Annotated in this window: 21 protein-coding genes; 10 read left to right on the top strand and 11 right to left on the bottom strand. The window is 63.0% G+C overall.

Features of this window, described 5'->3' with window-relative positions:
- Nucleotides 1-249: 249 nt before the first annotated feature.
- The 3 genes from KP004_RS16115 to KP004_RS16125 all read left to right on the top strand — a co-directional run bounded on the left by KP004_RS16115 (nt 250) and on the right by KP004_RS16125 (nt 2474).
- Nucleotides 250-1557 carry a 4Fe-4S dicluster domain-containing protein gene (locus tag KP004_RS16115; RefSeq protein WP_216799457.1) on the top strand — a complete coding sequence of 436 codons (1308 nt, stop codon included), beginning with the start codon at nt 250-252 and terminating at the stop codon, nt 1555-1557.
- Between the two features lie 85 nt (nt 1558-1642).
- Complete coding sequence (locus KP004_RS16120; protein ID WP_216799458.1) at nt 1643-2155, top strand: M48 metallopeptidase family protein; 513 nt, start codon at nt 1643-1645, stop codon at nt 2153-2155.
- A gap of 133 nt (nt 2156-2288) precedes the next feature.
- Entirely contained in the window at nt 2289-2474 is a 186-nt protein-coding gene (locus KP004_RS16125) for a hypothetical protein (protein WP_216799459.1), read from the top strand.
- 82 nt (nt 2475-2556) lie between these two features.
- Here the strand turns inward: KP004_RS16125 and KP004_RS16130 are convergent, their stop codons facing one another.
- Both KP004_RS16130 and KP004_RS16135 read right to left on the bottom strand, forming a co-directional pair.
- On the bottom strand, nt 2557-3426 hold the full coding sequence (locus tag KP004_RS16130; protein ID WP_216799460.1) for a sterol desaturase family protein: 870 nt from the start codon (nt 3424-3426) through the stop codon (nt 2557-2559).
- Nucleotides 3427-3478: 52 nt separating this feature from the next.
- A complete protein-coding gene (locus KP004_RS16135) occupies nt 3479-3994 on the bottom strand; it encodes a DUF1440 domain-containing protein (RefSeq protein WP_216799461.1) in 516 nt (171 codons plus the stop codon).
- 216 nt (nt 3995-4210) lie between these two features.
- Between KP004_RS16135 and KP004_RS16140 the strand changes: the two genes are divergently transcribed.
- Together KP004_RS16140 and KP004_RS16145 are read left to right on the top strand one after the other, a co-directional pair.
- Nucleotides 4211-4660, top strand: coding sequence for a hypothetical protein (locus tag KP004_RS16140; protein WP_216799462.1), 450 nt, complete (start codon nt 4211-4213; stop codon nt 4658-4660).
- A 4-nt stretch (nt 4661-4664) separates the two neighbouring features.
- Nucleotides 4665-5093, top strand: coding sequence for a hypothetical protein (locus KP004_RS16145; protein WP_216799463.1), 429 nt, complete (start codon nt 4665-4667; stop codon nt 5091-5093).
- A 6-nt stretch (nt 5094-5099) separates the two neighbouring features.
- Here the strand turns inward: KP004_RS16145 and aroC are convergent, their stop codons facing one another.
- The 5 genes from aroC to KP004_RS16170 all read right to left on the bottom strand — a co-directional run bounded on the left by aroC (nt 5100) and on the right by KP004_RS16170 (nt 11316).
- On the bottom strand, nt 5100-6182 hold the full coding sequence (gene aroC / locus KP004_RS16150; RefSeq protein ID WP_216799464.1) for a chorismate synthase: 1083 nt from the start codon (nt 6180-6182) through the stop codon (nt 5100-5102).
- 15 nt (nt 6183-6197) lie between these two features.
- Nucleotides 6198-8330 carry a glycogen debranching protein GlgX gene (glgX, locus tag KP004_RS16155; RefSeq protein ID WP_216799465.1) on the bottom strand — a complete coding sequence of 711 codons (2133 nt, stop codon included), beginning with the start codon at nt 8328-8330 and terminating at the stop codon, nt 6198-6200.
- A gap of 104 nt (nt 8331-8434) precedes the next feature.
- On the bottom strand, nt 8435-9985 hold the full coding sequence (lnt, locus tag KP004_RS16160; RefSeq protein WP_216799466.1) for an apolipoprotein N-acyltransferase: 1551 nt from the start codon (nt 9983-9985) through the stop codon (nt 8435-8437).
- A 298-nt stretch (nt 9986-10283) separates the two neighbouring features.
- Entirely contained in the window at nt 10284-10811 is a 528-nt protein-coding gene (locus tag KP004_RS16165; RefSeq protein WP_216799467.1) for a YMGG-like glycine zipper-containing protein, read from the bottom strand.
- A gap of 1 nt (nt 10812) precedes the next feature.
- Nucleotides 10813-11316: a hypothetical protein gene (locus KP004_RS16170; RefSeq protein ID WP_239026834.1), complete on the bottom strand. Its 504-nt coding sequence runs from the start codon at nt 11314-11316 to the stop codon at nt 10813-10815.
- A gap of 283 nt (nt 11317-11599) precedes the next feature.
- Between KP004_RS16170 and KP004_RS16175 the strand changes: the two genes are divergently transcribed.
- Together KP004_RS16175 and malQ are read left to right on the top strand one after the other, a co-directional pair.
- Nucleotides 11600-13138, top strand: a complete 1539-nt coding sequence (locus tag KP004_RS16175; protein ID WP_216799469.1) for a cytochrome B6 — start codon at nt 11600-11602, stop codon at nt 13136-13138.
- Nucleotides 13139-13215: 77 nt separating this feature from the next.
- Nucleotides 13216-14703 carry a 4-alpha-glucanotransferase gene (gene malQ / locus KP004_RS16180; protein ID WP_216799470.1) on the top strand — a complete coding sequence of 496 codons (1488 nt, stop codon included), beginning with the start codon at nt 13216-13218 and terminating at the stop codon, nt 14701-14703.
- 66 nt (nt 14704-14769) lie between these two features.
- On the opposite strand, the gene KP004_RS16185 is transcribed toward malQ, so the two are convergent.
- From KP004_RS16185 to KP004_RS16195, 3 genes are all read right to left on the bottom strand, one after another.
- Entirely contained in the window at nt 14770-15297 is a 528-nt protein-coding gene (locus KP004_RS16185) for a DUF4142 domain-containing protein (RefSeq protein WP_216799471.1), read from the bottom strand.
- A 283-nt stretch (nt 15298-15580) separates the two neighbouring features.
- Nucleotides 15581-16366, bottom strand: a complete 786-nt coding sequence (locus KP004_RS16190) for a DNA-formamidopyrimidine glycosylase family protein (RefSeq protein WP_216799472.1) — start codon at nt 16364-16366, stop codon at nt 15581-15583.
- A gap of 77 nt (nt 16367-16443) precedes the next feature.
- Entirely contained in the window at nt 16444-17370 is a 927-nt protein-coding gene (locus tag KP004_RS16195) for a DMT family transporter (RefSeq protein WP_216799473.1), read from the bottom strand.
- Nucleotides 17371-17591: 221 nt separating this feature from the next.
- Here KP004_RS16195 and KP004_RS16200 point away from each other — a divergent pair, with 221 nt between their 5' ends.
- The 3 genes from KP004_RS16200 to KP004_RS16210 are packed head-to-tail and all read left to right on the top strand — an operon-like array spanning nt 17592 to nt 20968.
- On the top strand, nt 17592-17927 hold the full coding sequence (locus tag KP004_RS16200) for a hypothetical protein (protein WP_239027057.1): 336 nt from the start codon (nt 17592-17594) through the stop codon (nt 17925-17927).
- Nucleotides 17917-18792 (top strand): HDOD domain-containing protein, encoded by an 876-nt coding sequence (locus KP004_RS16205; protein ID WP_216799475.1) that lies wholly within the window; start codon nt 17917-17919, stop codon nt 18790-18792. The genes KP004_RS16200 and KP004_RS16205 overlap by 11 nt, the downstream gene beginning before the upstream one ends.
- On the top strand, nt 18779-20968 hold the full coding sequence (locus KP004_RS16210) for an ATP-binding protein (protein WP_216799476.1): 2190 nt from the start codon (nt 18779-18781) through the stop codon (nt 20966-20968). Before KP004_RS16205 ends, KP004_RS16210 begins: the two co-directional genes overlap by 14 nt.
- Nucleotides 20969-21015: 47 nt before the next feature.
- On the opposite strand, the gene KP004_RS16215 is transcribed toward KP004_RS16210, so the two are convergent.
- A complete protein-coding gene (locus KP004_RS16215) occupies nt 21016-21318 on the bottom strand; it encodes a hypothetical protein (protein ID WP_216799477.1) in 303 nt (100 codons plus the stop codon).
- Between the last annotated feature and the right edge of the window lie 224 nt (nt 21319-21542).

Here is a 21542-nt window from a genome sequence, read left to right on the forward strand (position 1 = left end):
AAAGCGGAGTCATTGTTATTAGCACAGGCGCCCCTATTCGTCAACCTGGCAACCGTCAGCGGTTGACAAATATATACGCCAACCTCTATAGTGCTGTTTTACAATGACATTCCAGCCACACACAACCCGAAGCAGCACCGGTCCCCGAATTGCGCCCCCTCCGAACAGGGATATACTCTTAAAGTTTTTTTAACCGAAAAACTGTCAGATCCGCTACTCACGCCGCACAGGACCATCAGGAGAGCTGCCATGCCGCACCTCCAAAGCCGCAACGGATACACCTCGCTGATGGAGCGCCTGGAAAGGTTCCCCCAGGGAGCTCCCCCATCCGAATTGCTCGCCAAGATTCTCGCCCTGCTCTTCACCGAACAGGAGGCGAAGCTCGTGGGGCAACTCCCCATGCACCCGTTCTCCGCGGCACGGGCGGCCCACGTCTGGGGGGTGAGGGAGGTCGAGGCCTTTCGTATCCTGGAAGCCCTGGCGGAGCGGGCCTTGCTGCTGGACACGGAACACGAAGGGGAAAAGCTCTACATCCTGCCGCCGCCCATGGCAGGGTTCCTCGACTTCGTGCTGATGCGGGTCAGAAAGGATGTGGACCAACCGACCCTGAGCCGACTGCTCGACCAGTACCTCAACCAGGAAGAGGAGTTCATCCGCGACCTCTACACCGAGGTCTCCACACCCGGCACCAGGATCATGGTGGACGAGGAACAGGTCCCCTCCTCCAACCTGGCGCGGCTCTTCAACTATGAGCGCGCCACCGAGGTGATCCAGGGCGCCAGGCGGATCGGCGTCGGCACCTGCAGCTGCCGCCACAAGATGAGGCATGTAGGCAGGGCATGCGCCGCCCCGCTGGAAACCTGCATGGTGTTCGACGACCGTGCCGATTCCCTGATCCGGCACGGGCACGCACAGGAAACAGGCGTGGAGCAATGTCTCGAACTGCTGCAGCAAAGCAGGGAGCAGAACCTGGTCCAAGTGGCGGACAACGCGCAATACGGCGTCAGCTCCATCTGCAACTGCTGCAGCTGCTGCTGCGAAACCCTGATCCGGGCCCGCAAGTTCTGCAACCTGCAGCCGGTCTGCAGCACCAACTACGTCGCGGAGCTCGAAGCGCAACGCTGCAGCGGTTGTGGCCGCTGCGTCGACGCCTGCCCCGCCGAAGCGATGAGGCTGGTTTCGGCCAACGATCCGCAGCACCCCTGGCAACGCAGGTGCGTGCAGGACCAGCAGCGCTGCCTTGGCTGCGGTGTCTGCGTGAGGGTGTGCCGCACCAACTCCCTTTCTCTTATCCCCAGGGCCGAGCGGGTGGTGACGCCGGTCGACAACGCGCACCGGCTGGTGCTGATGGCGCTGGAACGCGGCAAGCTGCAGCACCTGATCTGGGACAACCGCGCCATGTTCAACCACCGGGCCATGGCGGCCGTGGTCGGTGCCATACTCAGGCTTCCCGCGGTGAAACAGAAGCTGGCGGCGAGCGAACTGGGATCCCGCTACCTGGGCGGCATGATGCAAAGGGTGGCCGAGCGCTCCAGCAGGATGCCGTTGCGGCTTTGATTCCGGTTGTCTCGTCGTTTGCACTTCCCGGGACGATGTGCTACCTTCGCGACTGGTCGCACACCATCATCCCGGGAAGACAGCAATGCGCGGATTGAAATACCTGGCAGGATATTCGGAACAGGTCACCTCCAAGGTGGCGCGCCTGCTGGCCGACAACGAACTGGGGGGCGTGTTGCTGGCCAAGTACCCTACCCCGCACCAGATCAGGACCGACCGGTCACTCTACGATTTCACGGTAAGCCTCAAGAACGAATTCCTGCGCAAGTCGCAACCGATCAGCAAGGTAAGCTACGACCCCAAGATCAGCGTGATCAACCACGCCCTCGGCCTGCACTGCTTCGTGTCCCGGGTCCAGGGGGCCAAGCTGACGGCGAAACACGAGATCAGGATTGCCACGGTGTTCAGGACGGCTCCGGTCGAGTTCCTGCGCATGATCGTGGTGCACGAACTGGCCCACCTGAAGGAGAAGGAGCATAACAAGGCCTTCTACCAGCTCTGCGAGTACATGGAACCTGCCTACCACCAGCTCGAGTTCGACACCAGGCTGTACCTGACCCACCTCGACGCCTTCGGCGCACTCTACCAGGAGCCCTGAGCCCCCGGTCACCCAGCCCGCAGCGTCTCACCCGCCATTGACAACCGGACCCCTCCCGCTAGCATTAACACTGCACAAAATTAACAACAACCAACGCTGCATCGACTGCCCATCCCGGCAAAAGGAGGATCCCATGTCGTTCGCGCTCTACATCATCGGGTTCATTCTGATCATCTCCGGCGTCGCCTGGGCTCTGGTCACGGCAGGGGTGGCGATGTTCAAGATCGCCATCGTATCCATCATCCTGCTGGGCGTCGGCATCCTTACCGGTGTCGTGAAGACGCGCCCCAAAGACCCGCCGCGGGGGCCGATGGCCTGACCCGTCACCGCCAACCGGCAAAAAAGAGACCCATCTGGAACTCCCGATGGGTCTCTTTCGTTTCTCCTATTGGAGGAGCGGGTCAGACTGCCAGCACGGTCGGCGGCACCGGCAGCGGTTCGCGCTTGGGACCTTCCTCCTCCACCTGCGGGGTGAATGGCATCGCCAGCACCCTCCCCAGGCCAAGCTGCTTCGGATCCTGGAAACCCGCGACGCCGATGTCGACCGAATCCTGCAGGACATTGAGCCGGATGGTCCCGTGCAGGTAATCAGGCCAGGAAAAGATGGTGGACCAGTTGGCATCCCTTTCCTCCCTGACCACCGAATGGTGAATGCCGTGCATGCGCGGCGTCACGATGAAACGGCACAGCCGCCGCTCGATGCGATGGGGGAGCCTCAGGTTCGAGTGATGGAACAGGATCTCCATCAGGGTAAGGGTCTGCCACAGGGCCAGCGCGAAGGGGGAGACGCCGATCAGGCGAACCTGCGCCGCCCGCCAGGGCACCGACATCAGCAGCTCGCCGAAATGAAAGCGAAGCGCTGTGCTGGCATCGAGGTCGAGATCGACGTGGTGCGGCCTGTGGAAGCGCCAGAGCCAGGGGACCTTGTGGGTGAGGACGTGCCAGATGTAGAGCGTGTAGTCGAGGAGGATGACGGAGAGCGCGACTTCCGCCCAGGCGGGGAGAGAGATGAGTTTCAGCAGCCCCAGGCGCCTTGCCTGTACCCGCAGGGCAAGCGGCCCCACGACCGGCTTCTCGGCGAGTGCGACGGTCGTCGCGGCCAGCACGGCGAAGGCGGCGTTACGTTCGTTGCGCCGCAGCTTGTCATCCTTCTCCCTTCGGAGCGGACGCCTGAGCTCCATGGCCGCGACTACGGCGAAGGTGCCGAAAATGAGCGCCGTGTTCAGCCACTTGGGGAGCTCTCCCCTTAGGTCATCTCTTCGAGCGGACATCTCTTCACTCCCTCCCGCGACGTCGGTCGCCTTGCACTGCAGCCGCCATTGTTCAACGTCTCTCGCCCGCCAGCCGGTGCACCAGCTCGGCGGCGGCGGTCCAGGCGACATGATTCCCGAGCTCCTTCGCGCTTGGCTGCCACGGAATGCGATGCAGGCCGGGGGAGACACCCAGGGTCGGCGCAATCATCCCGTCGCAGGCGCAGAAAAAGGGGACGGCGAAGGGAAGCCCGCCCCAGCGGGTGAGGATGGGGAACCGCCTGGTCAGCCGGCTGTGGATCACCCCCCAGCCAAGGCCGTAGAGGACACCGAAAAGCGCCCTGGCACCCCCCTTTTCCCGGGGGCTCAACCTGCGGTGCAGCAGCTTCGAGGCGAAGTACGGTCCCGCCGCCTGGTGCGCCGGGGCCTCCCGCACCCGCCGGTCCCGCCTCTTCTGCTTTGAGCTCACCAACCCGTCCAGCATCCGGTCGCTGGCGGCCGCCACCACACCGGCAACCAGGCCGGCCGCCATGGCCACGACTACGGGGTGTGCTTCCGCCACGGACCGCAAACCGCCTTGCTTGGACATGACAGCCTCCTTGGGGCCTGCTTCGGTGTTTGATTTTCCGGTGGTCCAAAACAATTTCCACATTGTAGCCCCCGCACTCCCGCTGTCAATTTCGCCTAAACCGCCACCAAAGCCAAGGTTTTCCGGGGCTCAGCCCGCTTGACCACGTAACAGAGCGTTTTATACTTACTCGGCTGATCAGAAGGCGCAGCGCAACGACACGATCAGGAGGCTCCCATGCTGGTCCGCACCCTGCAGGTGGTGGTTCATTGCGAGCACAAGACACTGTGGAACATGCTGATGGACAGGCTGCAGCACCCGGAACGCTACATGCTGGGGGTGGCCGAGGCACGGCTCACCGAGGAAGAGACCGGCGTCTTCATTTCGGAGATGACGCTCCACGGTGAACGGGTCAAGGAACGGGTGCTGGCGCGTCCTTACGAGGGGGAGTTGCGCCACGAGCTGCTGGAGCACCCGCAGTTCACCGGCTTCATCGTGAGGAAGATCGTCAAGTCGGCGCGGCAGAGCCCGGTGGCCCCGCTCTACCTGGAGTACGACCTGGACCTCTTGCGCAAATCGCTGAAGGTCCAGGGTGTGGTGAGGGGGGAAGAGGAAATCCTGACCGATCTGGAAACGGAGATGCAGAAGGTGAAACTGCGGGCGGAGGAAGCGGACTCGAGGGGGTGACCGGATGCGAGCGTTCTTTCTTGCCACGTTATGCGCAGGCGCCCTTTTCTCGACCGCGGCCTGGTCTGCTGTGCCGGACTGGTTTCTCCTGGACCAGAACTCGGAGTCCAGCTTCTTCTACGACAAAAGCGGCGGCAACAAGGTCAGGGAAGGGGTGATTCAGGTCAGGACCCGGATCGTCTACAGCGAGGAGGGGAGGAAGGAAGCGCTCAAGATGCTGAAAGGGCTGCCCCAGTCAGCGGTTCTGCACGAAACCCTCTACAGCTACGAGATCAACTGCGAGGAACGCGAGGGGCACCTGCTCGCCGCGAGCCATCTGGACAGTACCGGCAACATCCTCAAGACCAGCGACCTCGCCGCCGTCACGCAGTGGCAATACCTGCCGGCCGACACGCGCATGGGACTGGTCCTTCAGCAGGCATGCCAGCCCTAGCCGCTCCTACCTCTTGCGGTATTCCTGCCGCAACAGCAGATCCATCAACACCAGCGCCGCCATCGACTCCACCACCGGCACCGCCCTCGGCACGATGCAGGGGTCGTGGCGCCCCTTCGCCTCCAGCACCGCCTCACTGCCGTCGAAACGCGCCGTCTTCTGCGGCAGGGCCACCGTCGCCGGCGGCTTGAAGGCCACCCGGAAGTAGACCGGCTCCCCGTTGGAGATCCCCCCCTGCACCCCTCCCGAGTGATTGGTAGCCGTCCCCAGCCGCCCCCCCTTGTCCACGAAGGGGTCGTTGTGGGCACTTCCCAGCATGCGGCTACCACTGAACCCCGAACCGATCTCGAATCCCTTGGTCGCGGGGATGGACAGCATGGCGTGCGCCAACAGGGCCTCCAGCTTGTCGAAGACCGGTTCGCCCAGCCCGGCGGGGAGGTTGCGGCAGACGCAGCAGACCGTCCCCCCGATGGAATCGTCCCTGCTTTTTACCTGGGCGATCAGGTCAGCCATGGCCTGCGCCATGGCGGGATTGCCGCAGCGGACCGGGTGCGCGTCCACCTGCCGGCGGTCGATCCGTTCCAGGTCGATATCCCCCGCCTCCAACGCCCCGACGCTATCCACCCAGGCGACGATCTCCACGCCGTGGCGCTCGGCCAGGTACTTCTCGGCGATGGCGCCGGCCGCCACCCTGGCGATGGTCTCCCGGGCGGAGGAACGACCGCCGCCGCTGGAGGCACGCACCCCGTACTTCACCTGGTAGGTGTAGTCGGCATGCGAGGGGCGCGGGATCTGGGACATCTCCTGGTAGTCGCCGGGGCGCTGGTCGCGGTTATGCACCATGAGGCCTATCGGGGTGCCCAGGGTGATGCCGGCTTCCACGCCGGAGAGGATGGTGACCGCGTCCTCTTCCTCGCGCGGGGTGCTCAATTCGCTCTGACCCGGGCGGCGACGGTCCAGCTGCCGCTGGATGTCGGACTCGCACAGCCGCATGCCGGCGGGCACGCCGTCGACGATGGCGCCCACGGCCGGGCAGTGGCTCTCGCCGAAGGTGGAAACTCTGAACAGGGTGCCGAACACGGAGGACATATCAGCTCCTTCTCCTCACGGGGCGGCCGGGGTGACCGGCCGGGGGGAATTTCGGGCGTACCGCTTCGCCACCAGCACCACCAGGCTGCGCGGCGGAAGCCGATACCTGTCGGGGTCGACGACCGGGGTGGCGTCCCAGGGGGTGATGTCGTCGGGTGCGGCCAGCGAGGTGTCGATCCAGCGGTGCCAGGCGCCCCCGGGAAGCCTTTTCGGCGGGGGGAGCGTGAAGCTGAGCGGTTCCCAGTAGGCGTTCACCATGTAATGGAACACCAGGTGTTTCGACGCGCTCCACACGGTGAGGGCGATACTGTGGGACTGGTAGCTCCAGTCAGGGGTGCCGAGGTGGACGCCGTGCCACTCCAGGCGCGCCTGCCCCAGCAGCTGGTTGAGGGTCAGCGTCTCCGTGGGGGTGTCGCTCTGCCTGAGCCGCGCCCTGATCAGCTCTTTGGTGAAGCGGTGGATGTCCGGGTGGACGGCGAGCTGGTCCCAGTCGAACCACCCGAGCTCGTTGTCCTGGCAGTAGGCGTTGTTGTTGCCGCGCTGGGTGCGGCGCATCTCGTCTCCCATCAGGATCATCGGGGTCCCCAGCGCGAGCAGGGTCACCGCCATGAAGTTCTTCACCTGGCGGTTGCGTAGCGCCTCGATGTCCGGATCCGAGGTGGCTCCCTCGACGCCGCAGTTCCAGCTCAGGTTTGCGTCGGAGCCGTCCCGGTTCTGTTCGCCGTTGGCCTCGTTGTGCTTGTCGTTGTAGGAGACCAGGTCGTTCAGCGTGAAGCCGTCGTGGCAGGTGACGAAGTTGATGCTCTGCTCGGGCTCGCGCTCCTGGTGCCCGTAGATGTCGGGGCTTGCCAGCATCCTCGCGGCGAAACGCGACACCACCCCCTCGTCCCCCTTGAGGAAGCGGCGCACGTCGTCGCGGAACTCCCCGTTCCACTCCTTCCAGCTGTCCCCGATGAAGCTCCCTACTTGGTACAGGCCGCCGGCGTCCCAGGCCTCCGCGATCAGCTTGATCCCGGCCAGCGCCGGATCGGACTCGATGTCCCAGAGGATGGGAGGGTTCTTGAGCGGGCGCCCCTGGCCGTCACGGGACAGGATGGAGGCGAGGTCGAAGCGGAAACCGTCGACGTGCATCTCCTTGACCCAGTAGTGCAGCGAGTCGATGATGAGCCGGCGCACCACGTGGTGGTTGGCGTTCAGGGTGTTGCCGCAGCCGGTGTGGTTGATGTAGCTGCCGTCGGCGTCCAGGGAGTAGTAGACGTCGTTGGCGAAGCCCCGGAAGCAGAAGGTGGGGCCGTTGTGATCCCCCTCGGAGGTGTGGTTGTAGACCACATCCAGGATCACCTCGATGCCGGCCTTGTGCAGCGCCTTGACCATGTCGCGGAACTCGTCCAGCGGTCCCAGCGGCCCCTTCTTCGAGCTGAAGGCGGCATGCGGCGAGAAGAAGGAAACCGGGCTGTAGCCCCAGAAGTTGCGCAGTCCCAGCGGGGCATCGAGCGGGTCGAACTGGAATACCGGCAGGAGCTCGACGGCGGTGACGCCGAGGTCCTTCAGGTAGGGGATCTTTTCCACGAGGCCGGCATAGGTGCCGCGCTTGCCCTCGGGGACGCCGGAGGAGGGGTGCTTGGTGAAGCCGGCGACGTGCATCTCGTAGATGACCGTCTTCGAGTAGGGGCGCTTGAGCGGCAGGTCCCCCTCCCAGTCGTAGCCGCGCGGGTCCGCCACCACGCTCTTCATGGCGCTCCCGGCGTTGTCGCCGGGCAGGCAGGCGTCGCCACGGCAGTACCGGTCCGGCACGGCGACGGCGCGTCCGTAGGGGTCGATGAGCACCTTGCCCGGGTCGAAACGGCGCCCCCGCTGCGGCTCGAACGGGCCGGCCACGCGGTAGCCGTAGAGCTGGCCGGGGCCGATCCCGGGGACGAAGACGTGCCAGTAGTGGTAGGTGCGGTTACGCTGGGGGTCGAGGGGGATCACCCGGGAAGGGGTGGCGTCGTCGGCGTCGTCGAAGAGGAGCAGCTCCACGCCGGTGCAATCCCTGGCGAAGACGCTGAAGTTCACCCCGCCGCGGGTCACCGTGGCGCCTAGCGGCGAAGTGTTTCCCTTGGGAAGTTCGCCGTTTCTCGTGCCTGCTCTTCCAGTCGTTCTCGCCATTGTTTCCTTCCGACCGATCACATAGCCTGAACGCGCTCTCTGTGAGGGTGAGACTGTAACTGAGCTTTTCACCCTGTGAGACTATAGATGATTCTGTTTTTCAGTCAAACCGCGGCGCGCGCTTTTTTAGAAAGAGTCGCTGCGGCGACCCCGCACACCGAGATGACGGCGCAGAGCCAGCCGATCCAGTCTCCCGCCGCACCGTACAGCGTCCTCCCTTCCATAAGCGGCACCCGGTCCACCAGTACCTCGCGGGTCCAGACCCCGGTGCGGCTGACGATGCGCCCGGCCGGATCCACGAAAGCCGATATGCCGGTATTGGTGACCCGCACCAGGGAGCGGCGGTTTTCGATGGTACGGAAGGTCGCCAGCGCCAAGTGCTCCATCGGCTCGACCGATTTGCCGTACCAGGAGTCGTTGGTCAGGTTGAACATGACCGCCGGGATGCGCCCCTCGCGCCCGCCGCGCATCAGCTTCCTGATGTGGGTCGGGAAGATGTCCTCGTAGCAGATGCTCACCGACAGCAGGTGGTTGCCGAGTTTCAGTGGTTCCGTGCTCCGCCCCGAGAAGAACTTGGCGCTGTACGGGGACCAGGCATAGAGCTGCGGGAAGATGTCGCCGAAGGGGATGTACTCGCCGAAGGGAACCAGCACCGTCTTGTCGTAGCTCCCCAGGATGCGCCCCGAGGCGTCGGTCAGGAGCGCACTGTTGCAAAAGCGGGTCTCCCCCTCCTCCTTGATCTGCAGGCAGGTCCCGAACAGTAACGGAGTGGCCAGGTCGCCCAGTGCCCAGGTGGGGAGGCTCCCCTCGCGGGAGGCGAGGCTCACGCTCAGGACGCCTTCAGGCCAGACCACCAGGTCGGGTTTTCGTGCCGCAACGAGTTCCCGGGACAGGTCGCGGTGCTCCTTCTGCATGAGATCCACGGCCAGGTGGTTGTCGGCTGCCCCCCTGTTGGTCTGGACCAGCCCGACGGTGAGCCGTTGCGCCGTGGCAAGCTTGCCGTCAACCTCCCTGATGCGCAGTTCCCCGTACCCCAGAACCAGCACGAGCGTCACGGCCAGGGCCGAAACGGCGCGCCATGGCACGCCCCTCTGCTCATGCCACCTCACCGTGACCCAGAACAGGGTGGCGTTCATGTAGACGACGAGGAAGGAGACGCCGAGGATGCCGGCGAAGTCGGCGATCTGGGTCAGATGCGAGATGCGGTACTGGCTCGCCCCCAGGTAGTTGGGAAAGACCTCGGGCCACACCTTTTCCATCGCGGTCCAAAGAACCGGCGCCGCCCAGAGCACATACCACTGCCGGTCGCGGGTCAGCAGCCGGGTCCCCCAGGCCCACACCGCCAGCACGATGCCGTTGGCGGCAGCCAGGAGCAACAGGCCGAACACTCCAGCGAGCCAGGGAGCGCCGGCGAACTGCTGGAACATCTGGATGATCCAGTAGAAGCCACCGCCGTGCCCGACGATGCCGGCCAACCAGCCGAGCCAAAAAGCGCGCGCCGGTCGCTGGTTCCGCAGCGCCCACAAAAGGGGTACCAGGAAGAACCACTCCAGGTAGAACTGATCGAAACCGGCGTAACCGAGGAACATGAGGATGCCGGTCAGCACGGCGGCACCCCACGGGAGCAGGAAGTTGAACTTGGCTGAATGTCTCAAGGATGGGACCTCTTGTCTGGATGGCTGCAATCTGCGGGCAGCGCCCCGCAGTTTGCGCAGGCTGGCACGATAGCACAGCCGCTTGATAATCACAATCAAGGGGACTGGCTCCGCCAGGTGCCTGCCCCTTGGTGCTTTGGGGGGGACTGGCTCCGCCAAGTGCCTGTCCCCTTCGCTCTTTATGTTTGGGGAAGATGGCTGAGCTGAAAGGAGCGCGCCGCTAAAGAGACAGGCACCTTACGGAACCTGTCCCTTCTACCAACAAAGAAAGGGCGCCCGGGAAGGCGCCCCATGTCTTTCACCGTTCCGGATAGTAATCCGGCGGCACCGAGTACATGTCCGGTGGTGGCGGCGGGGTGTACGGCCGCGCCCGGCGCACCTTGCGCATGGAACCCGGGACCTGGTTCCCCTTGGCGTACATGCACTGTACATAGGTGTTGTCGTAGCGCCGCTGGGCCTCGTAACCGTAGACTCGCCCCGACTCGGAACCGCTCGCCGCGCCGAAAAGAAGGCCGGTACCGCCGCCGATCGCCGCGCCGGCACCCGCGTTGCCGCTGGCGGCACCCAATAGGGCCCCGACACCGGCCCCGACGGCACCGCCGACCACCGCGCTGGTGGCAGTATTCTGGTTCGCCGTATCCTGCGGGCTCATGCCCAGGTTCTGCTCGGCGTACCTGCGGCAGAGTGCGTCTTCAGCCATGAATTGCTCGAAGGATTTTCCCGGGGTCGGCAGCACCCTGACGCTTGGGCCCGTGGGCATGGTGGCGCAACCGCCAAGCACCAGGAAGGCTAACAACGACCAAACTGTTATCCTGGTTGTTCTCATGTCAATCCTCCTTGTCTTCCTCTGACTGCGACGGTGGTGTGGTATCGGGTACGACCTTCATCCAGCCGCTCGGGCAGCGCTCCACGTATGGGTAATATCCTTCCGGCTTGCGGCAGTAATACCAGTACCCGGTCTGCTCGGTGTCGGTCCCGGTGTCCGGGGAAATGTACTCCTGCGGTTCCTGCGGCACCACCACCGTCGGCGGAGTGTAGTAGTACGGATAGGCCGGGTAGCTGTAGTAGTAGGGGTAGAAGAAGGGATCCCATCCCCAGCCCCACCCCGGACCGATATAGACGCTGCCGGAGAAGTGGCTGCCGCCCCTGTGGCCGCCGTAGCTGTACCCGCCGCGGCTGTAGCCACGGGTGTAGCCGCCCCGCCCTGACGTGCGGGCCACGACCTCACCGCCGCCTCGACCCGCAACGCGCGTGAAAGCTTCGCCGCGTGCTCCCGAATCGGCATAGCTCGTGGTAACCGAACCGGTCACTGACACAGCGATCAAGAACAACGGAAGTAGAAGGATGCTAATCCGGATCTTCTTCATGACCTAGCCCTCCTTTGAGGGATCTTTTGCAGCGTTTTCAGTATACTACCAGCCCGAATTATCTGCAAAAACTAACCCGGAGACAACATACCTTGAGGTGCCGCCCCTGTCAATGTGCAGCCGGCACGGTTGATACAGCGCGGAGCCGTCGCCGCCGCCTACCCACAAGACGTTTGACTTCTCTGCCGGCCATGTAAAAATTAGCAGGTTTTTAAAAACACCCCCCCCGCGAAGGAGGAGCTAACGTATGAGAAAAGATGCAACGATCGTCTCGTCCCTTTTTCTTGCAGCAGCTCTGATAGTTCCCACCGTGAACTCGTGGTCGGCCGAGCCCCCCCCCTCCCACAAGCCCCCACCGGACGCGGTCCAGGAGGTCCAGACGCAGAGGGAGGTGGCACGGACCCGTCCCGAGCAGCAAAAAAGCCAACACGACAATTCACCGTTTTTCAAGGAATCCAATGCAGAACTTGCGTCGCAGGCTTTCAAGAACCAACCCGACGAGGGAAGGCACTTGGGATTCGAGTTCTACCGTGACCCGCTCAATGCGAAAAAGCCCTTCACGACCTTCGAGGAGATATATCAAAAGGATGTCGCCGCAAAGCCCAAGGTGGCCGAGATCCATCAGCGCCTGCTCGAGATGAGATATGAGCTGAGGCCCAGACTATCTCCGGATGTGAAGATGACACGCGGCAAACCTATAGCCATCGGCCCGACAGCAAGGCTGCCGCAGGGAACGACATGGGAAAAGCTGAGTGCGATGTCTCCGGTGCAGATAAGGTCCGCCAACCTGTTCCCCTACCCCCCGCTTCCTCATCCGAACAACGCCAATGGGGGGCAAGTTTTTCCCCGGATGCAGATCGACATGTTCCCGCGGCTACAGCGCTTCGACATAGATTTCGACCTTCCCGAGGCGTTCCTGCCTGAATTCCCTCCTGCCATGTTCCTGCAGAACAGGCCGGAACTGGGCGATGTCTCACGAGGAGAGGTGGTGTCCATAAACAATTTTTACCGGCTCTTCAAGGACATACTGACGCCCGTCCAGTTGAACGGGCTCCAGTTCCTGCTTACGCCGCTACCCCAGGAAGAGTTCAACCCCACCGACGACCGCAAAACTGCTCAGCCCGTCCTCGGCGTTGCCTGCCTCGATTGCCATATTAACGGCCACACCACGGGCCAGTTCCATCAAAGCCCCGACTTCCGCCCTTGGGAGCGGCGTTTCAGGCTGGACACCGTGAGCCTGCGCGGCATGTTCAACCAGCAGATCCATGGGTCCAAGCGAAGCCTGCGCTCCGTCGAGGACTTCACCGAGTTCGAGTTCCGGACCGCCTACTTCAATGGCGACCCCATCCACGCCATGAAGAAGGGGTTCCCCATCATCGACCGCATCCATGTCTCGCACATGGCACAGATGCAGAATATGTTTGACTTCCCGCCGGCGCCCAAGCTTGATCCGTCCGGACGTCTGGACCGCAGGCTGGCTACCCAGCAGGAGATCACCGGCGAGGAGATCTTCAACGGCAAGGGACGGTGCGCGAACTGCCATCCGGCCCCCTTCTACCTCGACCACATGATGCACGACCTGAAGTTGGAGCGCTTCACCAGGGAGCCCGGTGACGGCCCGATCAAGGCTTTTACCCTGCGCGGCATCAAGGAGAGCCCACCCTACCTGCATGACGGCCGCTGCTTCACCCTCGAGGACACGGTCAAGTTCTTCGACCTCGTGCTGGGCTTGAGGCTCAACCAGCAGGAGCAGGACAACCTGGTCGCCTTCCTGCGCGTGCTCTAGCCTCGTCACGGCAGCAGCCACCATCTCGCAGCCAAAGCCCCACTTTCCAGGAGGTGGGGCTTTCTTTCGGAGGAGATATGAAGAAGCGCTCCAGCGGGATCCTATGCCACATCACCTCGCTCCCCTCCCCCTTCGGCATAGGCGACCTGGGCCCCGACGCCTACCGTTTCGCCGATTTCCTGGTCGCCGCGAAACAGAACTTCTGGCAGGTCCTGCCGCTCAACCCGACCAACCGGAAGTACCTCGACTCCCCCTTCAGCAGCATCTCTTCCTGTGCCGGGAACACCGTGCTCATCAGCCCGCAACTGCTGGTCGAGGATGGCCTGGTGACGCCGGCGGAAGCAGAGGACCACCCGGGGTTCCCCGACCGGGTCGACTACCAGGCGGTGTCGCGCTTCAAGCGGCAGTTGTTCGGTCGTGCCCATGCCCGCTTCAAGGAGCAGCGCCGGGAGGATGGCGCGTTCGCCGGGTTCTGCCGGGGCAACGCCGGGTGGCTGGAGGACCACGCCCTGTACACGGCGCTTGTCGAGCGATTGGACGCGAGACCGCTGCACGAGTGGCCTGCGCCGATCAGGAGCCGGGACAATGGTGAACTCGCGCGCCAGCGGGAGCAACTGCATGAGGAGATCGAGCGGGAAAAGTTCCTTCAGTTCGTCTTCTGCAGGCAGTGGCACCGCCTGAAGAGCTACTGCAACGACCGTGGCATTCGGATCATCGGCGACTTCCCGATGTTCATGAACTATGACGCCGCGGACATTTGGGTCGCTCCCGAACTGTTCAAGGTGGACCATGAGCTGAAGCCTCTTGTCCTGGCCGGCAGCCCTCCCGACACCTTCAGCGAAAAGGGGCAGCTCTTCAACTGCGCCGTGTACGACTGGAACCGGCTCCGTGAAACCGGCTTCCAGTGGTGGCTGAGACGCTTTCGGCGCCTGTTCGAACTCTTTGACCACGTCCGGATCGACCACTTTCGCGGCCTCACCTCCTGCTGGGAAGTCCCGGCCGGCGCGGAGAACGCCCAGCAGGGGAGCTGGCAGCCGGTCCCGGGGAGCGAGTTTCTCGACGCGATGGTGCGGCAGTATCCGACCTTCCCGGTGATAGCGGAAGACCTGGGCGTGATCACCGCGGAAGTACGAGAGCAGATGTGCCTTTACGGGATCCCCGGTATGAAGGTGCTGGTAGTGGCCTTCCAGGACGACGCCGCCATCTATCTCCCCCACAACCACAGCGTCGACAGTGTGGCCTACACCGGCACCCACGACACCAACACGGTGCAGGGGTGGTTCGATGCCGCCGCTCCCGAGGAGAAAGAGCGGCTGGCCCGCTACCTGGGTCGGGCGCCGGAGGGGGACGCCTGCTGGGAGGTGATCCGCCTGGCCCTCATGTCGGTGGCGCGGACGGCCGTGATCCAGATGCAGGACCTGCTGGGAGGGGGAGCGGAGACGAGGATGAACACGCCGGGGCGGCCCGAGGGAAACTGGCAGTGGCGGCTGCCGCCGTCGTGCGATCTTCCCGGCATCGCGGGGCAACTGGCGGACCTGACGGTCAGGTACAACAGGGCCCGCTGAAACGAAGAGGGGCTTCGTCCCAGGACGAAGCCCCTCAGTCTTTGCACCGTGCAGTGTGGACCGCTGCTATTTCTCGGCCACGCCCAGCTTGTGGGCCATGTCTTTCGCCTGCTGCAGATGCTGCTCGAGGACCGGAAGGGTCTTGTCGATCCAACCCTTCAATTGGGGGTCCTTCGCCTTCTTGCTTTCTTTCCTGAATTTCTCCACGTCCTTTTTGTGGTCCTTCACCATGGTCTCGGCGTACTTCTTGTCGAACTCATCGGCCGAGGCGTTGGCGATCTTGTCCACGGTCGCCTTGTGTTTGAGCTCCAGCTTGGTCGGCAGCTTCACCCGGTTGCCCACAACGCTCTTCAGCTCGTCGTTGGCCTTGCCGTGATCGGTGGCCATCATCTGCCCGAAGTCTTTCACCTCCTGCGATTTGCCCCGTTCCTTGGCCATCTGCCCCAGTTCGACCTCCATCATCCCCGAGCTCGCCGCTTCCTTCACGAACGACTTCTCGCCCATGGTCAGCTTCTCGGCCGCCAGCGCCGGGAGAACCAGACTGCACACCGCAAACAGGGAAACCACCGCCATCCACACCATTTTTCTCTTCATGTTGCCTCCTTTTTGTGGCCGAAGCCGATGGTATGTCAGATTAGCAAAATCTAACCATCTAAAAGTAGCGGGCTTCGTCCTCTTGTCAACCCGCTGGCAGCCGGTAGCCGCGCTGCGGCAGGTGCATGAAACGAAAAAGCGCCCTGACGGGCGCTTGATGAGAGTCACAAAATTCCTCTTGGATAAAGGGGTATTCAGGGGGATTTCCTTGGAGCGGCAGTGTCGGAAGATGGCCCCTCATGGGCAACGGAATGAGGGCGGGTTCTGCAGGAAGGCGCGGCGGTTACTGGTACAGCAGCTGCTCCTCCGTGTAGTAGGTGCGCTTGGACTGCACGTTCTCCTTGATGATCCTTGCGCCGGTGGGCGACGTCTTCAGCTCGGGACGGTGCACCTTCAAGAATTCGCGGTACTCGCCGGACACCATGTCGGGGTGCCGCTTCCTCAGCTCGGCTATGGCGTCTGTCAGCACCTGCGGGATGGCATCCGCCAGGGCCCTGATCGCTTCGGCGGGAAGCTTTCCGGCCGCGGACTTGGGGGAGATGCGCGCGGTCCAGAGTATCTCGTCGGCGTAGGCGTTGCCGATACCGCCGATGAGCGCCTGGTCGAGCAGCAGCGGCTTGATCAGGGTCCTCGGTTTCTTCCGGCACAGCAGCTCCAACTGCTCGGCGGTGACGGCAAGGGCGTCGGGTGCGTCCTTCTCGTCGGCGGGGTTGAGCGCCACGCTGGCCCACCCCTTTTCATCGGTGACGGCAAGGACGGCATCGTCCTCGAAGGTGACGGTGAGCACCGGGTAGCGCAGGCGGTCGAGCTGCCGGGAGTCGGTGAGGACGAAGCCGCCGGTCAGCATCAGGTGCACCCGCACGACGTTGCCGTTGTCGAACCGGAAGGCGACCTGCTTGCCCGCCCTCTCCACGCCGGTCAATTCGGCTCCGGCCACGGCGCGGGAAAGTTCCGCTCCCGGGACGTTGAGTTTGCCCCTTTGGTGGTACGCCACCTGGTGCACCCTTTTCCCGGTGAGGGCTGCGGCGAGATTTTCAGCGTAGACGGTGAGGTCGGGGAGCTCCGGCATACGTTCCTCCTTAACGGCACGGGATCACTGGGTGAGCGTAGCCCGCGGCGGCGCGATGTCAACGCCGGGGGGCGGGATCAGTCGGCGGCGGCGCCTTCGGCGCGGTAGTCGATGCCGAGCTGCCGCTCGCGCAGGCGTTTCACCGACAGGGGAAGCACGACGGCGGCGAAGATCAGGGCACAGCCGGTCCACTCCTCGGTGGTCAGCCGCTCGCCCAGGAGCAGCGTCCCCCCCAGCATGCTCCAGACCGGGTCCATGGTGTAGATGAGCCCCGCCTTGGTGGGGGTGGTGTAGCGCTGGTAGGTGTTCTGCAGGGTGAAGCAGATCACGGTCGGAAAGATGGCGCAGTAGATGAGCGACCCCAGCGAAACCCAGGTGACGGTGAGGGGGACGGAAGGAAGCAGCAGGTCAAGGGTTCCTCCGACGACGGTCACCGTGGCGAACTGGACGAAACTCAGCAGGTAGATGTCCTCGTCGCGCAAAAGCTTCGACACCGAGATGATGTGCAGCGCGATGAACAGCGCACACAAGGTCGACAGCAGGTCCCCCTTGTTGAATCCGTCCACACCGCCGCGGGCCAAAAGCCAGAGTCCCGCCAGGGCCAGCACCAGTCCCGCGCCGCTCAACCGGTCCAGCCGCTCACGCCAGAAAGCGAAGCACAGTAGCGGAATTAGGAGCACGAACAGATTGTTCAGGAAACCGGCCCGGGAAACGCTGGTCCCGCTCACTCCGAGCACGAAGGAAAGATTGGTGGCGGCAAGGGCGAGGCCGACGATGAGCCCGGTCCTGAAGGTCCGCCGGTTGAAACGCCTGAGCCGCGGCAGGCACAAAAATCCCATAAGGAGCGTGGCCAGGGCGAAGCGGTAAAACAGGAACGTGACCGGGGGGATTTCGCGAAAGCCGATCTTGTTGAAGATGAAACTGCCGCCCCAAAAGACGGTGGTCAGTATCAGCCAAAAGGTCGCGTTGGATGAACGGTGATCGTGTTGAATGGATTTGTGCATCCGCATATTAAAGACAGGGGCGACTACAGATGTCAACTCTTGTGATGCCGGCGGGTCAGAGACTTAGTTTTTTTTAAGCCTTCGGAGACAAAAACGCATTGTCACTGCGGCAGGGCGGGCGCACCTTGATCTTCGCTAAAGTAAATTCTGCCGCCGGCCGATATAGTGACAACAGGCTAGTGTGCAGCCAAGTAGCAACAAGAGGAGGCATTGCGTTGGCAGTGGTCCACATCGACAACCTTACCCCCGGCATGGTCCTCAGCCGCAACGTCTGCGACCGCAGCGGCCGGATGCTCCTTCCGGCAGGCGCCGAGCTCACCGAAAAGCATTTCTCCATCTTCCGCATGTGGGGCGTTCTCGAGGTCGAGGTGGCCGGGGAAGCCGTCGTGGAAGACGCCGAGGCTCCTGCGCCCTTGAGCCCGGAGATCGACCCGGAGCTCCTTGCCGAAGCCCGGGCGGAAATGGAGCGGCTGTTCATCTACAACGATCCGGAGCATCCCGCCATCAAGGAACTGATGCGCATCTGCACCGAGAGGAGGGCTAACCGTGCTGCGTAAGCCCCAGCTTTCGGTGGAACACATGGTCGAGGACGTCTCCACCATCCATTCCCTCCCCCTTTTCTACTCGCAGTTGTCGGAGGCGATCGATCACCCCCGCAGTTCCATCGGCGACATCGCCAAGATCATCGCCGAGGACCAGGGGCTCACGGCGCGGATACTGAAGCTCGCCAACTCCCCGCTGTTCGGCTACTTCTCCAAGATCGACACCATCACCCAGGCCGTCACCATCATCGGCGTCCTCCAGGTGCGCGACCTGGCACTGGCCCTCTCGGTCATGGACGTGTTCAAGGGGATCCCCGAGGATCTGGTCAACATGGAGCAGTTCTGGAAACACAGCATCGCCACCGGGCTCGCCTCCAGGTTACTGGCCACCAGCCAGCGGGAGTCCAACCTTGAGCGTTTCTTCGTGGCCGGCATACTCCACGACGTGGGGCGGCTGGTGATGTACGTCAAGATCCCCGAGATCTGCCTGGAACTGCTCGAGCAGTGCCGCGCCACGGGCTCCCTGCTGCACCGCGCCGAACGCGAGAAACTTGGCTTCGATCATGCCGAGGTGGGGAGCGCCCTCCTCAAGCGCTGGAAGATTCCGCCGCGGGTGGCCGAGCCGGTAGGAACCCACCACGACAGCAGCAAAGGTGACCAGTACCCCAGAGAAGGAGCAATCCTGCATTTTGCAGACCTGATCGCCCACGCGCTGCAGATAGGCAACAGCGGCGAGGTCTTCGTACCGGAACTGGACCACGGCGTGTGGGAACGGCTGCAGATTTCCAGCTTCTACCTCCCGACGCTGGTGAGGCAGGTGGACTCCACCTACGAGCAGACCGTTTCCGCGCTCTTTGGGGGGGAAGATGCCGCCCGATGACACGAGGGACATACAGATTCGCAAGCTGCAAGAGAGGGTCAATTTCCTCGAGGAGAGCAACCTCAACTACCTGAAGACTCTCGACGTCCTCACCGCCTGCAGCGACTTCCAGTCCGACATCTACCGCCTCAAGGAATCCTCTTTCGTCATCAAGGCCGTCTTCGGCCAGTTGAGGCGACTGATTCCCTTTGTCACCCTCTCCATGTTCGGCATCGACGAGGACTCATCCTTCGACCTGACCGTGTGCGAGCCCGAGCACGCCAAGGCGGGGGTCCGTAAAGAGGTGCAGGCACGGGTGCAGGACGGCACCTTCGCCTGGGCGCTCAACCAGAACCACCCGGTCGTGGTGCCCACCATCTCCGGCAGCGAAACGCTGATCCTGCACGTCCTGGCCACCAACAGCCGCATCAGGGGGATGTTCGCCGGCGTCATGCCGGGCAATCACCTGAGCACCGAGGTCTCGACGCTGAACGCGTTGAGCAGCATTCTGATCAATACCGCCTACGCGGTGGAGAACTCCGAGCTCTACGACATGCTCCAGGAGCACATGCAGAACCTGGAGCTGAAGGTGCAGCAGCGCACCACGGAACTGGAGCACGCGCTGGTGCAAGCGGAAGCCGCCACCGCCGCAAAGAGCATCTTCCTCGCCAACATGAGCCACGAGATCCGGACCCCGATGAACGGCGTTATCGGCCTGGCCCGGCTGCTCATGGATACCCCCCTGGACCAGGTGCAGCAGGATTACCTGGGGTCGCTGTCGGACTGTGCCGAAAGCCTGCTCACCATCATCAACGAGATTCTCGATATCTCCAAGGTCGAAGCGGGCATGATCACACTTGAGAAGATCGTCTTCGACCTGCATCGGTTCCTGGTCCGCTCCCTGCAGCCCTTCATCCTGCGCGGCCAGGAAAAGGGCGTGCTGGTCCGGTTGGAGATGGGGCAGGGGCTGCCGCAGCTGATCGTGGGCGACTCCGTGCGCATCGGGCAGGTGCTGGCGAACCTGGTGGGCAACGCCCTCAAGTTCACCCACAAGGGAACCATCACCGTCAGCTGCCGTCTTCTGGAGCATACTGCCGGCGGCGCGCTGCTGAAGTTCGCCGTCGCGGACACCGGGATCGGCATAGCCCCGCAGGCCCTGGATGTCATCTTCGAGAAGTTTTCCCAAGCCGACAGTTCCACCACGCGGCTCTACGGCGGTACCGGCCTCGGCCTCTCCATAAGCAGAAGCCTCGTGGAACTCATGGGGGGCACCCTCGGCGTGGAGAGCCGGCTGGGCGACGGGAGCGTGTTCAGCTTCACCCTCCAGGCGCGGCTGCCGCTGCCCGGAGAGATGCCGACCGAGGACGTGGAAGAACAGGCAGCGGAGGCGCTCGGCCCGCTGCGCATACTGCTGGTGGACGATGTCGCCATCAACCAGCTCATCTCCCTGAAACTCATCGCCAAGACCGGCAACCACCAGGTCGACTGCGCCGGAAACGGCGAGGAGGCCCTGGAGAAGTGGGGGCAGTCGCCTTACGATCTCATCTTCATGGATGTGCAGATGCCGATCATGGACGGGCTTGAGGCAACCAGGATCATCCGCTGCCGTGAGAAGGGAACCGGGCAGAGGGTACACATCTGCGCCATGACGGCAAACGCGATGAAGGAGGATGTGGAGATCTGCCGCCAGGCCGGGATGGACAGCCACATCTCCAAACCGGTACGGGAGAAGGAGCTGAACGCAGTGATCAGGAAAATCTGCAGCGAAGTGGTAAGCACACTGCAACCGCCCGAGCCCCCCGCGGGGCCTGAGCCGGCACCAGTGGTGACCAGCGAGGATCCCGATTTCGACCTGGGGGACCTGTTGGAGCGGCTGGACGGCGACCAGGAACTGGTGGGGATTTTCGTCGCGAAATTTGTCGAAGCGGTGACCGAGCACCTGCGCCTGCTGGATGAGGCACTGCAGCGGGGGGACCACGAGACCTGCTTCTTCAAGGCACACACCATCGCGGGGACCGCGGCCAACATGGGCGCACCGCGCGTGCGCAGGATAGCGGCGCAGATGGAACAGGCGGCAAAGAGCAGGAACATGGCCCCGCTCCCCGCACTTCTAGACCAGTTGCATAAAGCGTTTGCGGCATTCGTAGCTGTATCGGCGCCGCCACCGGAGACAGGAACAACAAAAATGGAGGCTTAAAACCCAGCCCCCATCTTTGTCGAACCGGCATGTGGTGCAAATACGGCTTACGCGCCGCCGCGGGTCAGTACCTCCATGGTCTGAACGGCGTCTTTAAGCTGGAACTCCAGTGATCTCAGCTCCTCCTTGGTGTACACGCTGGTACCTTTACTGATCTCGCGTTGGAGCCTGTCTATCCTTTGTTGCAGGGAATCCACACTGTCCCGGCAAGTCTGTGCTATCAGCAGGCATTCATCTTTCTGTACATTATCGCCCGGGCTCATCCCCATACCTGTTTCAGCAGCGACCGGGAGGGCGGATATGAGAGTAACTGTTACGAGGAAACCCAATTTCCTGACAACACCTTTCATGACGAACCTCCTTTTTTAACGGCAATTCAGGATATTATGAGTATAAGAAAGGCCATTTAACTTTGCAAGTGAATTTCGATATCACACACTGAGACTGAGTTCGCATCCGCTGTGACTTCCCGCCTCCCCTCCTACCCTCCTCTATGCCAATGTCCGCCTTAAAAACAGAGAGTGGACTGCAATCGGCATACTGTATACAAATTTTTCTGCAAATTACCTAAATA

Source organism: Geomonas oryzisoli (assembly GCF_018986915.1).
GTDB lineage: Bacteria > Desulfobacterota > Desulfuromonadia > Geobacterales > Geobacteraceae > Geomonas > Geomonas oryzisoli.